The sequence below is a fragment of the Vreelandella azerica genome (assembly GCF_013112225.1).
Taxonomy (GTDB): domain Bacteria; phylum Pseudomonadota; class Gammaproteobacteria; order Pseudomonadales; family Halomonadaceae; genus Vreelandella; species Vreelandella azerica.
In genome coordinates, this window is record NZ_JABFHI010000004.1 from 416,191 (window position 1) to 429,609 (window position 13,419).

Below are 13,419 nucleotides of genomic sequence, written 5' to 3' on the forward strand. Positions count from 1 at the left end.
ATTTGCACAAACCATGCCTGCATAGCTGCACTTTGCCAAGTTTAAGACTAGCGCTCGTCCAGTCCACCTTCCGCCATGGCCACCGCTCTGAACAGGGCACGGCCCTTATTGAGGGTTTCCTGCCATTCAAGTTCTGGCACGGAGTCGGCGACGATACCAGCGCCGGCCTGAACGTGTACCTGACCATCCTTGATCACGGCAGTACGAATCGCAATGGCGGTGTCCATATTGCCATGCCAGGACAGATAGCCCACCGCACCGGAATAGATACCGCGCTTGACCGGTTCGACTTCGTCAATGATTTCCAGTGCGCGAATCTTCGGCGCCCCGGATACCGTGCCTGCTGGGAAGGTGGCGCGCAGCGCATCCATGGCGGTCAGTGACGGCATCAGCTGGCCGGTGACATTGGAGACGATATGCATGACGTGAGAGTAGCGCTCCACCACCATCTGGTCGGTCACCTCGACACTGCCCGTCTGGCTGATGCGGCCCACATCGTTACGCCCCAAGTCAATCAGCATCAGGTGTTCGGCAAGCTCCTTGGGGTCTGCCAGCAGTTCAGCTTCCAACGCCTTGTCTTCTTCCTCGTTCTTGCCGCGCTTACGGGTGCCTGCAATCGGGCGTACCGTAACCTCACCTTCTTCGGTGCGGGTCAGGATTTCCGGCGATGAGCCGACCACCTGATGATCGTCCAGATTGAGGTAAAACATGTAAGGAGATGGATTCAGGCTGCGCAGCGCACGGTACAGATCCAGCGGCGGCGCCTGATAAGGCGTCGACATGCGCTGAGAGGGCACGCACTGCATGATGTCCCCGGCCAGCACGTATTCCTTGATTTTTTTCCACGGCCGCCTTGAAGCCTTCTTCGGTAAAACCGGATTCAAAGTCGCTTTCTTCAACGGCAGAGCGACCGCTTTTTTGCTTTCAGGCCGGGTGTAGGCCTCGCGAAGACGCTGTTCGAGATGCTTAAGATGCTGCTCAGCCTTGGACAACGCCTCAGGTTCAGACGGGTCGGCATGGGTCAGCAGCGTCAAGCGCCCGGAGAGATTGTCAAACACCACCAGGTCGTTGCACACCATCAGCAGAATATCCGGCACCCCCAGGGGGTCGGGCTTCTCGACTCCACGCAGGCGGGGCTCAATATAGCGGATGGTGTCGTAGCCGAAATACCCTACCAGGCCACCGTCAAAACGCGGCCGGTTATCCAGTTTGGGCACCTTGAAACGCTGCTGGAACTGCTCGATCCAGTCCAAGGGGTCAGCTACTTCCGTCACCCCTTCAGACTCACCCTCGCGGATATGGCGCACGGTAAAACCGCGTACTTCAATGCGTTCCTGGCAAGGCAGGCCGATAATCGAATAGCGCCCCCACTTTTCTCCGCCCTGAACGGATTCCAGCAGGAAAGTCCAAGGCGTATTGGCCAGCTTCAGATAGGTAGAAAGCGGCGTATCCAGATCCGCCAGCACATCACGGGAAACAGGAATACGGTTATAGCCCGCCTGGGCCAGCTCGGCAAAGGTGTCTGGCGTCATCATCTGGCAATCCTTGTCGCACAGGGCGTTTCAGCGATTAAATCAAAAAGAGAATCAAGCAGCACATCAGGGGCACTCAGGGCAATCGGCTCACCGTGGTTATAGCCGTCTGGCAGCGCAAAGGTGGTAAAACCTGCCGCCTTGCCTGCCCCGACATCGTGGCGGGAATCTCCCACCATGGCGCAATCAGCCGGGCTGACGCCGTATGTTTCAGCCGCATGCAACAGTGGCAACGGGTGAGGTTTCTTGTGCGCCAGGGAATCGCCCCCAAGTACAGATCAAAATACTCTAACATGGCGAAGTGCTGCAAAATCGGCACGATAAAGCGTTCGGGTTTGTTGGTGATCAACACCTGGCGTAAACCCGCCGCACGCACAGCCCTAAGTACATCCAGGGTGCCTGGGTAGAGGCGGGTCAATTGATCAGGTGCTTCACTGTAGTAGGCCAGAAACGACTCATAAGTACGCGCATTGAGCGTCGTATCCGCCGCCTTACCCAGCGCCCAGCGCAGTGCGCGCTCGATCAGCACCGGCGCGCCGTTGCCTACCCAATCGCGCACATGCGCTTCTTGCGGCTGGGCAAGCCCTTCGTCTGCCAGTGCTTTCTGAACCGCGACGGCCAAATCCGGCACCGAATCAATCAGAGTACCATCAAGGTCAAAGGCGACCAGTTGCTTGTCTTTCAGCTGTGCGTGCACTGGCGCCTCCGTTATTGCCCTGCTTCAGCCAGTTTGGCGCGCATCTGGCTGATCACGCTGTCATAGCCGTTCGGATCATCGGCCTGATGGGCACTGAAAATAGCCGAACCCGCCACGAAAGTATTGGCACCCGCCGCCGCGACCTCAGCAATATTATCAACCTTGACGCCGCCATCCACTTCAAGGCGGATATCACGGCCAGAAGCATCAATTCTGGCCCGCGCTTCACGCAGCTTATCAAGCGTCGCGGGGATAAACGCCTGACCGCCAAAGCCGGGGTTAACGCTCATCAGCAGCACCATATCGATCTTGTCCATCACGTAATCAAGATAGGACAAGGGAGTTGCCGGATTGAAAACCAGCCCGGCCTTACAGCCGCCATCGCGGATCAACTGCAGCGAGCGGTCGATATGCAGGGAGGCTTCGGGATGAAAGGTAATCATATCGGCCCCGGCATCAATGAAGCTACTGATCATCTGATCCACTGGCGTCACCATCAAGTGAACATCAATCGGTGCAGTAACGCCGTGCTTGCGCAGCGCCTCGCAGACCATAGGGCCAATGGTCAGGTTAGGCACATAGTGGTTATCCATCACATCGAAGTGTACCCAGTCAGCGCCGGAGGCCAGCACCTTATCCACTTCTTCACCCAGACAGGCAAAGTTGGCGGAGAGAATAGAGGGCGCAATCAGAAAATCCCGTGGAGTGGTCATGAGCTATCCAGATCATAGATGAAAAATTCATGCCTATGATACCAGACCTTAAAATCATGCGTTTGCAGCAAGCTAACGCATCAGGATAAAAATTGCCCACATTTGTATTCTAAAAAAGAATATAAAAATGACTGTGATTCCATAAATGCAGGTTTAAGTTTCTTTGCCTTTCCCTTAACCCGTTAGGCTTACCGGCCTTCAAGGAGTTACAAGATGGCATTTCCTGTTCTGCCTACCATCAACAACACCCGTCTGGGCGCCAGCCTGTTGGCACTGACGCTGGCAGCCAGCGTCTCTACCAATACGCCGGTCACCTGAGCCGCTATAATGACGATTCACGCTTTTACCTTCAGACAATAAAACCGGAGTCTTGCATGGGTCGTCGTCAACTTGTTCCACTTTTCTGCGTACTATTAGTCGGTGTCTGGCTCGCGGGCTGCGCCAGCCCTCATTATCTGACACTCTCACCAACGCGCACGGCTGAGGTGCCACCGCTTGGCAACGGGCAGCCTGTGAGCGTGTATGCTCAGGATGCCCGTGACTCTGATGTGATTGGCCATCGCAGCGGCCAGGACATGTCGACCTCTGTGATTACCGTGGATAGCCACCAGTTGGTGCCGAAACTTCAGGAGGAAGCCGAGCGCGCGGTGGCGGATATGGGCTTTACACCCACACAGGAAAGGGCTGACGGCAGGCCGATATTGACGCTGGAGCTTGCCAGCCTGAGCTATACCCACGGTGACAGCAGCCAGCTGGGCCTGAATGAAGCCAATATTGAAGGGGTATTGCGCGCCATTGTGCAACACCAGGGGGCGACCTATACGGGTACTTATACGTCCCGTCGCGTTCAGAGCTACGCAGTCAAACCAGGCCAGACGCCAATACCCGTATGCTTAACGAGCTTCTCAGTGATGCACTAAACCGCGCTTTCAGCGACCGCCAGCTGGGCGAGTTACTGGCCCGCTAGCAATTGTTGCAACGCCACCACGGCTTTCTCCGCCGCTGAGCCTGTCAGGCCAGCGGCCCGCGGCGGCGCAACCCCCAGACGCTTTCCACTCGCCCCTGGGCATCTCTGGCACCGCTTCCAAGCTCGGTGAGCACAAAATTGGGGGTAAACAGCGTTTCGATTTCGGCTTTGTGAACGCTATAAGGCGGGCCTTTATCCCCCTCATCATGATGAAGACTGACCAGTAAGCCCTGTGCACCGGCTGGCACCAGCTGAGCCAGATGAAACGCATAGCGCTGGCGCGTTGCTGGCGGCAGGGCAATCAGCGACGCTCTATCATAAAACGCGCCTATCTCATCGACCTGACGGATATGCAGGTGAAAAAATCGCCTTGCCACAGTTCCACCATGCCTTGCCGCGCAATCGCAAACCGCCCTGACGATAACGTGATACCCCCGCCTGTGAGCGGTTGCCCTGCTGCTCATCAAGAAACTGCTCAATGGCTTCAGGCGCCAGCTCAACGCCCAGCACAGGATAGCCGGCGTCAGCGAGCCAATGCATATCCAGACTTTTGCCGCAAAGCGGCACCAACACCTTGATGCCAGCGGGAATATCGAGGCTTGGCCAGAAGTGCGCAAGTGCCGGATGGGTGTCGTTGCGGTGGAAACCGATGCGCCCTTCACGCCAGCGTTGCAGCCATTGTTCACGCATCAGTTTGCCTCCTTACTGAAACCAGCGATCACGTTTCTTGCGCCGACGCGGCAGGTGCGGCACGATCAAGCCCACTATCAGGCCTGCCCCCGCGACACCGCCGCCATACATAAAGTAGCGTAATAGCAGATCTTCTTCCTGAGTATCCAGACGCGCCTGGAGTTCACGCACCTGCTGGAGTTGCTGGCTGGCTTCTTCTTCAAGGGCAGCGTTGCGGTTTTCAAGCTCGCTGATACGTTTTTCACGAACATCCAGCGTTTCGGTCATGCTAGCCACCCGCTGCTCCCACTGCTCGTTAATACCTGCCAGTTCGGTTGACAGCGCCTGAACCCGACCTTCAAGCGCAGGCAGCTGCTCCCGGGCACTGGGAGTACCCTGAAGTTCATCACTCAGGACCCAGACAGCATTGCCGTCGCTGTTACGTACGCGAGTGTAATCACCGCTGGTTTCCAGTACCTCGACCTGTTCACCGGCGGTCAGAGTACCGATAATCCGGTAGCCATCGGTTGGGCCACTGCGCACATAGGTGCTCAGTTCATCGCTCACCCAGGCTTCGTTAGACTGCGCCAGCGCAGTACCACTGGTCAGCCCAAGCAGTAACATCGTCATGGCTGCACGGGCACGGCGTTGAGTGAATTGCTTCATTTTTCGTCCTAAAAATGTTCATCCTAAGGGTGGTCATCGCGAAGTCGCTCAGCTATCCCGCGAAGGCAGTGGGAAAGGACGCGGAAATTCAGCCACCCGCGCCTCACTTTTAACCGCTTTCAGCGGCCCACCCCTTTCCACTTCATCAATGCGCATAATCGCATTCAGGGGCAGATAACTGCGTTTCACACCTTCCAGAGTGCGCTCAAGCTTTTCACTGGTGGGATCCACGACAACCCGGTTGGGGTCGCCAAACACAAACTCTTCCACTTCAATGAACCCCCACAGCTCACTTTGGAAGATTTCACGCACATAGAGTTCCCATACTTCACCGTGCTGGTGAACGACGACGCGATAAATCGGCTTAGCCGCCATTTTGACCCTTTCCTCTTGGCATTTGAACCTCTGGGCATTGTTACCCGTAAAAACCCGCAAGCCTACCACAGCTGGGGTATTTTGCCTGCAAAGCGTTGATGCAGAGTTCAAACAGCCATGGCCGGTGCGTGTTTAGGCCTGTATGGTAGAAAAGTAACCATCGCTTTACGGTTCATCATTCAGCGCCCACCTTAAACTCAGGAGCTATCATTATGCAGAAGGATCCCAATAAAGGTTATATCGCTTTACTTGGCTGGAGCCTCAATGCTATTGAAGCTGCGGAAACGTTTGATCGACGTTATATCGTGGTTGCCCCCGACTGGGCAGAAGATTACTGCCAGAAACATGATATCCCCCATGTTCCATGGAACTTTGAGCGACTTAATGATCGCTCCATGGAAATTGCCGAGACCCTGAAGGAAAAAGGGGTCGATGTTGCCATCCCACTGTTCGAGGAAACCGTCGAATGGGCCGGTGCCATCAATTCGGTACTGCTCGATAATCCGCGTCTTTATGGCCAGTCGCTGCTGCTGCGCGACAAGGCACTGATGAAGCGTCGCGCTCAGCTGGGCGGTATCCGGGTAGGTATTTTTGAAGAAGCCCATGATAAGGAAGACGTTGTGCGCTTTTTGAAGCGCGTTAACCAGACGCTGCTCAAGCTGGATGGCGACCCGAACGACCCCATTCACCTGAAGGCGTTCGACAAGGCGGGCTGTCTGGGTCACCGAGTGATTCGCACCCCGGATGAAGTGGATACCATTCCTGAGGAAGAATTTCCGGTATTGATGGAATCCCACCTTGATGGCTGGGAATTTGCTGTCGAGGCCTGGATTCACAACGGCAAGATTGCCTTTCTGAATATATCCGAATACGTCACCCTGGGGTACTCGGTCTTCGTACCCGGCTCGCCAGAAATCGAAAAGTATCGCCCGCAGATCACTGCCCAGATCGAGAAACTGATCAAGACCTTCGATATCGAATTCGGTCTGATCCACCCCGAGTACTTTGTTACCAGCGATGGCGAAATGTACTTTGGCGAAGTCGCCTATCGTCCGCCCGGTTTCAAGGTATTTGAGCTTTTGGAGCGGGTGTATGGTTTTAACGCCTATCAGGCATCCATGCTGGTGTTCGACCCCCACACGACGCCCGAGGAAGTCGCCAGCTTCTTCCCGAAAGAAGTGGTTGACGCCGATGGTTACGCGGGTTGCTTTGGGGTGTATCCACGCCGCCGCGTGGTCAGCCGTCTGGAAATCCCCGAAGAAGTTGAAGATCACCCCTACTTTGAATCTCACGAATTGACGCCACCGATGGAAGAAACCGTGACCAAGCGTACTGCCTTCGGCACCCACTGGGGGCTGATTTACTTCAAGGGCGATGATGCTCACACAATTCGCGATTTGCTAAAACACCAAGAAGACCTCGACTTCTATGTATAATCCTACCCAAAGGTTGGGATAAGGAGTCACCGTGACGACGGAAAACGATACATCTTCCCCGAAGATGACAAGCTGAACCTGTTAGTCAAAAAGCTGTTGGATGCCGTGCGCCTGCTGGATCAGGCGCCGGTTTTTTCCAAGCCAGCTAAACTGCCACGAGTATTCGATACTGCGCGGCGTGTTCTGCTTCAGCCCGGTGGCTGTGCAGCACTTGAATCTCACGCCGCCACCCTGGAAAACGCTGGTGTGTTCGAAGGTTCAGACTGGGCAACCCCCAATTTCTGGTGCCCTCCCTGACGACCTATGCGCTGCAAAGCGCCGATGCCAATAGGGTGGTCATTGAGGCGCTTAGCGAACTGCGCCTGTTGGCGGTGGCCAAAGGCAGCTATGTTCACCCTGCGGTATCCGCTGAGCATTCCCACCATTACCTGACCCAGGTCATGGCCATTAACCTGTGGCAGCTGTTCTCCGCTCCGTCAGAGGCCGAGCGCGAAACTCAGGGGCGTTTAGCACTGATTTCGCGCCAGCTGTTTCAACACCTGGCTGAACGCATCGGCTACGAGCATATTATTGATCAGCTGATCGACGAGATCTGGCGGATTCTCAAGCAGCGGCCCATCCAGGTTGATTCAATCAAGCAGATGATCACCCAGATTGCTCTGTGTCAGGCCAACCCGGAGATTGACCTGGGTAGCAGCGGCCAGGGCGCTGCGCGGCTGGTCAGCTCGCTTTATGGCCCGACCCAGGCCTGTCAGGAAGACCCCGGCGTTGATATTTATCGCCAGCGGCTGGAAGTCATGGACAACGCCGCCCTGCAGGCAGAAGCCACCGGCTTTGCCCGCGCCATGCACGACACCGGCTTGGTCTCGCCCTATCACCCGGTGCTTATCCGCCATCTACTTGATGTCAGCGACTATCTGGTCGCTGAGGCACTGGGGCTTTCCTCCACCGGGCGCGACTGCCTGCTGTGCTACCGAGAACTGGTTCACGCCCTGATACGCGGCGGCGTGTATCCCGCCACCTGCCAATCAGTCTACGGCCTGGCGCTGATGCTTGAGCGCGGCATTCTCTATCAGTCTCCTGTTGCCCCTGCGTTGTGGCGCCAACTTGGCCTTTCGCTTTCCGAGTGGTCAGAATCGCGGCTTAATATCGCCTATGGCACCAATGCATCTCCCAAGGCGCGCTTGCTGGAAGGGGTGCTGTGCATGCTTGGCCTGCCGCTTGGAGTTGGTCAAGGCAATAACCCGACCTGCCAGTCAGCGCGAGCGCTTTCCATGTGGGCCTATAACGACCCGGATTACATGTTGCAGATGGTCGCTTGGGCCGCTCGGGATGATGAAATCGTCATGCATTTTGAAGGCCAGCCGATTTCGTCATTACAGAGCCAGAGCGGCGTGGCAACCGAGCTTCCCATGGATCTGGACGCGGTCTCATTAATTGTTGTACCGCATCTGGACCGCATTTATGCCGAAATGGGCCGCCGCTGCATAGGCCGTGAAGGTGACCCGCACCGCTGGGTCAACCCGGAATTTCATGGTTGGTGGGCGGGTCGCGGGTTTCGTATCAACGTCGATGTGGCCAGCGGCCAGCTGATGGATGTGGATGACTTCCTGCGCCACTTCTACGCCAGCTATCACCCCTATTACAATGGCAATCAGCCGCTTATCCACCCTCAGCCTGCAGGTATTGCGGTAACCGACAGCGCTGCGCGGTTTATCGGCTGGCATGCGATTACCATACTGCGGGCCTCTCTTGGCCCCAATGATCAGATGCGCATCTACTTCTACAACCCCAATAACGATAGCGGACAGAACTGGGGCGATGGGGTCGTGGTCAGCACCTCTGGCCACGGTGAGCGTTTCGGTGAAGCTTCACTGCCTTTTGAGCAATTTGCCTCGCGCCTGTATATTTACCACTTCGACCCTTTGGAGCGCGGCGAGCTTGCCAACGTCACCGACGCAGAGCTGGAAACAGTAAAGGGCCACCTGGCTCGCAGCTGGGGTGCTGACCGTCTTCCCCCAACAGATTTACAGGCGGAGGAAGGTATAGCGCCGCCTGAGCCGCCTCAAACCTGACGCTTTTATGCCACGACTCGACCAACTGCTGGTCAGCCTTGGGCTGGCCGCTTCACGTACCCGCGCTCAGCGGCTGATTCGCCATGGGCGCGTCAGCCGTGCGGATACGCAACAGACCCTGACCAAGGCCAGCGAAAAACTGGCTGAAAACACCCCGCTTGCCGTCGCAGATGACCCGGAAGAGCGCTATGTTTCCCGCGCAGGGCTGAAGCTTGAAGCCTTGTTGCTGGCCAGAAACAAACGCTTTGATGGTCAGACAGTACTGGATGTAGGTCAGTCCACTGGCGGATTTACTGACTGCGCCCTGCGCTTTGGGGCAAAGACTGTGATTGGTATTGAGGTTGGCCACGGGCAACTGGCTGACGCGCTACGCCAACACCCTCAGGTCATCTGCCTGGAAGGTATCAATGCCCGGCGCATGAGTCAGCAACCAGAGTTATTGGCCGCCTTGGGTGAGGCACCGCTGGATGCGGTAGTGATGGATGTCTCCTTTATTTCGCAAACCCTGATCGTGCCCGAGATAGCCGCCCTGCTGCCGGAAGGTGGTGAGCTTTATTCACTGGTCAAGCCACAGTTTGAGCTCAGCCCCCAGGCACTGGACAAGCGCGGCGTGGTGACTGATTCGAGGTATTTTGCTCAGGTTGAAGACAAGCTGCGTCACACCTGCCAGGTAAATCAGCTGACGATTCTTGACTGGCAGGAGAGCCCGATTACCGGCGGCGACGGTAATCGGGAGTTTCTGCTCCATGCCCGCTTGGATCATTCCGCCTGACGGCGAGCATCCGCCGCAATGGACTGCACTTGCACCGGCGTTGAGCGGTCACTGTGCAGCCAGACATCCATCTGCTCGAAGGCGACCCGTATTCCGGCGTTGCGGAAAAGCTCATCCACCCGGCAGTTGATCTCATCTGACGCGTACAGACGATCCATGATGTCATTGACGAAGATGCGCAGTTCGAAGTTGAAATTATGCGGCCCGTAATGGACGCAGAACACCTGCGGCTCCGGGTCGCTAAGCACCCGAGTATTTTCCGCCGCCGCCTGATGCAACAGTCGATGCACCATGGCGAGGTCTGAACCGTGAGCCACGCCATAAGTCAGCACGACCCGGGTGACGTTATCCGACAGGGACCAGTTAATCAGCTGATCGGTTACAAAGGTCTTGTTGGGGATGATGATTTCCTTGCGATCAAAATCAGTCACCGTGGTGGCACGAATACGGATACGGTTAACGGTGCCATGCAGGTTACCCAGGGTGATAGTGTCACCAATCCGGATGGGCCGCTCGAACAGGATGATCAGGCCAGAAATGAAGTTGGCAAAAATCTCCTGCAGCCCGAAGCCCAGGCCTACACTCAAGGCCGCCACCAGCCATTGCAGCTTGTCCCAGGATACGCCCAGCGCGGCAAGCGACATCACCACGCCCACCCCAACTATGGTGTAGGACAGCAGCGAGCTGATCGCATAGGCGCTGCCCTGTTTGAGGGCCAGCCGCGACAGCACCATTACCTCTAAAAGCCCCGGCAGATTACGCGCCATGATGGTGGTCACGGCAATAATAAACAGCGCCGTAAAGAAGTCGGAAATTGACAGCACATCTTCCACTAGCGCCTCATCGGAAAGATTCACCAGCGCTACCTGATCGAGATAATTGAGAACCCCGAGCAGATCCGACCAGACGCCATAAATCAGCGCGCTGAAGGCAATCAGCAAAATCAGCTTGGAAAGGCGCAGCGATTGGTTGCTGATCTGCTCCATATCCAAAGGGGGCTCTTCCACTAATTCGTTGCTGCCTTCAGCATCTTCCTGCAACTGGGCGTGACGCTTGGCCAGGGCACGCTGATAGGCCAAGTGCCGCGCTGCCACCGCCAGGCTACGCACCACAGTGGCCTCGACCACTACCCACATACCGAGAATATATAGCGTGACCACAAAGCGCTGAATCAGCTTGAGCGCGGTATATTCGTACCCCCAAGCCACTAGCCCCATCATCACCAGCGGCACCGCTGCCATGCTTAGCCCCAGAGTCAGCCGGAACAGCCTTATCCCGAAAAATGGCAGGTGAGCAATCACCAGTTTGACCAGTAATACGCTCATAGCCACCAAACCCACAGTGAGCAGAGCAAACGCAAAGGGCCGCATCGCAAGCGGTGTCTGAATCTCTTCTGCCATGGCGGCAATTGCCACCACCGGCACCATGGCAATACCCAAGCCACCCAGTAACGAACGCAACCGGCGTGAATACCCGGTTGGCCATTTGAAGTGTTGTTCGGCAACGCCGTGCACCACCAGAATCCTGCGCCCCCAGGCCACCACCGCCCAGAGCAGCGCGACCTGCATCAGCACCGGCGCATTGAGCAATAACCCAGCGCCTGCCAGCAGCGTCGCCAGCGGCAGTGCCAGCAGCGCATTCAACAATACCGCCTTGGGCGTATGTAGCTGGGTATCGCTTTTCAACCGCCCTATCTGAGCATGCAGAAGGCCAAGCTGATGCTTGATTTTCCGTCGCAGGAGCAGCAAAACGCCAGCCAGTAGTATGACGGGAGTGCCTTTAAACACCGACCAGGAATCCAGCGATAAGCGGTTACTCACCACGCTGCGCCATTCGCCGTTATACCACTCATCATGCAAGGCCGTAGGAAGGCTACGTAACCAGTTCAAATCCAGCGGACGGCTGTTGGCTACCCAAAAAAGCTGCTCTTCAATGGTGGCGCGCAGATCCTGAGTGATACTGACCAGCTGCTGGTGATTAAGCTGCAGCTCAATTGCCGCGCTTAGCAGGGTGCCGTAAGCCTGTTCCAGGCGTTCAACCAATTCACGGCGAGCCTGATAAAGGCGCGTTAACGCCTCAAGAAGCTCTGGGGCTTGTTCAAGCCCGGCTTCCATCAATCGCTGGGATGCCAGCCGATCGCCATGGCGCAGCTCATCGCGTTGGCGAATCAGTTCAAACTGCTTGAGCCGCAAGTCGGCAATTTCATCCTGCAATTCCCGGCGGTCACTCACTGTCAACAGGGATTGACGCTGTTCACGGAGGATGCGTGAAAGCAGCTGACTGCCGCGAATGGCTTCAATCTGCTCGTTAAGGCTACGCTGCAACTGGCGGGTGTAGTCCAGCTGACGCTGGGTATCAATGTTTTCACGCACCACGCTATTGGCACGATCAGTGGTACGCAGCAGTTCCTGGCTTAAGGTCTGGTTCGCCTCCTGAGCGCGGGTTACCAATGGATGCTCCGCGCCAATCAGTGAATTATCACGTGCGGCATCAGCAATCGCCTGTTCGGATTGCGAGCGGCGCTTGTGATCAATCACGCTCTGCAGGGTTTCAAGGGCTTTTTCCTGGCGGGCAATCTGCAGGGCAACCAGCTCACGCCGCTGTTGGGCAATTTCGCGCAAACGGCTGTTGGTACTCAGCTCACGCTGATGGAATGTCACCTCCCTTTCGGCCAACACTCTTTCCAGGCGCAGCTGGATCAGCTGTGCATCACTGTTGGTACTGCGCTCCTTCTCACTCAAGAGGGCATCGCGCGCATCATGCTCACGGCGCAGCCGCTCGATCCGCTGCAAGGCGGTGGCAATCGACTGCTGGGCACGCTCCGGGAGCGTCTGTGCGGATAACAGTTGAGCGCTGATCTCTGCCTGTTGATTCTGCAGCTGCTGCAGCTGTGTCACTGCCTGCGCTTGCTGCGCATCCAGTTCCTCAAGCGACTGGTTATTGAGCCGTGCCAAGGGGACAGGTTCACCTTCTGCGGCTATTTCCGCTAACTGGCGTTCCAGACTGATAAGCTCATCAGGCGCACGCTCAACACGCTCCTCCAGCAGGCGCTGGCGCTCATCCAGAGCAAGCAAGCGATCATAGGCCCCTAACGCCGCCTCCAGCGCTTGCTGTTCGCGCAGCTGGGCTGCGTTGGGCTCGCTTTGCATGTCTTCCAGCGTTGCCAGCCGGGCGTCCAGTTCATCGCGCTCTGGAACACCCTCAATTTCAAGCGCCATGGCGCTCATGGACACCCCGGCCACTAGCCAGCATAAAAGCAGACAGATCAACCCGCTTACACATCTCGACACCGGCGTTTCCTCTTCAAGCAGCGACAGGGTGAGCCTGGCTAGCAACGACGCACCCTGTGCATCCCGTGAACGGGGTGGCAGTATTTTTAACTGCCAGGTTATCTTATCGACTATCGACGCATTGTCCGTTGCGTCATCGCTAAGCGCAATCACCAAAGTCAAGGATGACTCAAGGATGACGGGTTGAAGACTTAGGCAGGCAGAAGATGACAAAAAGCGCTAACATG

At 56.5% G+C, this 13,419-nt stretch carries 7 protein-coding genes and 4 pseudogenes; 4 read left to right on the forward strand and 7 right to left on the reverse strand.

The window, feature by feature from the left end:
- Positions 1-47: 47 nt before the first annotated feature.
- From trpE to rpe, 3 genes and pseudogenes are all read right to left on the reverse strand, one after another.
- A complete protein-coding gene (gene trpE, locus HLB35_RS12030; RefSeq protein ID WP_235937149.1) occupies positions 48-1,535 on the reverse strand; it encodes an anthranilate synthase component I in 1,488 nt (495 codons plus the stop codon).
- Positions 1,532-2,229 (reverse strand): annotated as a pseudogene (locus HLB35_RS18955) (phosphoglycolate phosphatase). Before HLB35_RS18955 ends, trpE begins: the two are co-directional and overlap by 4 nt.
- A gap of 11 nt (positions 2,230-2,240) precedes the next feature.
- The gene (gene rpe, locus HLB35_RS12040) at positions 2,241-2,942 is read right to left on the reverse strand and encodes a ribulose-phosphate 3-epimerase (RefSeq protein WP_171702750.1); all 702 of its coding nucleotides are present in this window, start codon (positions 2,940-2,942) and stop codon (positions 2,241-2,243) included.
- Positions 2,943-3,316: 374 nt separating this feature from the next.
- Between rpe and HLB35_RS12045 the strand changes: the two are divergent.
- Positions 3,317-3,909, forward strand: a pseudogene (locus tag HLB35_RS12045) (YajG family lipoprotein).
- 44 nt (positions 3,910-3,953) lie between these two features.
- On the opposite strand, the pseudogene HLB35_RS12050 reads toward HLB35_RS12045, so the two are convergent.
- From HLB35_RS12050 to HLB35_RS12060, 3 genes and pseudogenes are all read right to left on the reverse strand, one after another.
- A pseudogene (locus tag HLB35_RS12050) lies at positions 3,954-4,599 on the reverse strand (class I SAM-dependent methyltransferase).
- A gap of 12 nt (positions 4,600-4,611) precedes the next feature.
- Positions 4,612-5,208, reverse strand: a complete 597-nt coding sequence (locus HLB35_RS12055; RefSeq protein WP_235937164.1) for a TIGR04211 family SH3 domain-containing protein — start codon at positions 5,206-5,208, stop codon at positions 4,612-4,614.
- Between the two features lie 84 nt (positions 5,209-5,292).
- Complete coding sequence (locus HLB35_RS12060) at positions 5,293-5,619, reverse strand: DUF1820 family protein (RefSeq protein ID WP_171702752.1); 327 nt, start codon at positions 5,617-5,619, stop codon at positions 5,293-5,295.
- Between the two features lie 212 nt (positions 5,620-5,831).
- Between HLB35_RS12060 and HLB35_RS12065 the strand changes: the two genes are divergently transcribed.
- The 3 genes and pseudogenes from HLB35_RS12065 (at position 5,832) to HLB35_RS12075 (ending at position 9,902) form a co-directional block, all read left to right on the forward strand.
- Positions 5,832-7,055 (forward strand): ATP-grasp domain-containing protein, encoded by a 1,224-nt coding sequence (locus tag HLB35_RS12065; RefSeq protein ID WP_171702753.1) that lies wholly within the window; start codon positions 5,832-5,834, stop codon positions 7,053-7,055.
- Positions 7,056-7,106: 51 nt separating this feature from the next.
- Positions 7,107-9,130: pseudogene (locus tag HLB35_RS12070) on the forward strand (hypothetical protein).
- A gap of 7 nt (positions 9,131-9,137) precedes the next feature.
- Positions 9,138-9,902: a TlyA family RNA methyltransferase gene (locus tag HLB35_RS12075; RefSeq protein WP_171702754.1), complete on the forward strand. Its 765-nt coding sequence runs from the start codon at positions 9,138-9,140 to the stop codon at positions 9,900-9,902.
- On the opposite strand, the gene mscK is transcribed toward HLB35_RS12075, so the two are convergent.
- The gene (gene mscK, locus HLB35_RS12080; RefSeq protein ID WP_422822456.1) at positions 9,890-13,345 is read right to left on the reverse strand and encodes a mechanosensitive channel MscK; all 3,456 of its coding nucleotides are present in this window, start codon (positions 13,343-13,345) and stop codon (positions 9,890-9,892) included. The genes HLB35_RS12075 and mscK overlap by 13 nt on opposite strands.
- Positions 13,346-13,419 lie beyond the last annotated feature (74 nt).

Coding starts and splice junctions, on each gene's coding strand:
- trpE (WP_235937149.1), bottom strand. CDS start 1,535: ATGATGACGCCAGACACCTTTGCCGAGCTGGCCCAGGCGGGCTATAAC.
- rpe (WP_171702750.1), bottom strand. CDS start 2,942: ATGACCACTCCACGGGATTTTCTGATTGCGCCCTCTATTCTCTCCGCC.
- HLB35_RS12055 (WP_235937164.1), bottom strand. CDS start 5,208: ATGACGATGTTACTGCTTGGGCTGACCAGTGGTACTGCGCTGGCGCAG.
- HLB35_RS12060 (WP_171702752.1), bottom strand. CDS start 5,619: ATGGCGGCTAAGCCGATTTATCGCGTCGTCGTTCACCAGCACGGTGAA.
- HLB35_RS12065 (WP_171702753.1), top strand. CDS start 5,832: ATGCAGAAGGATCCCAATAAAGGTTATATCGCTTTACTTGGCTGGAGC.
- HLB35_RS12075 (WP_171702754.1), top strand. CDS start 9,138: ATGCCACGACTCGACCAACTGCTGGTCAGCCTTGGGCTGGCCGCTTCA.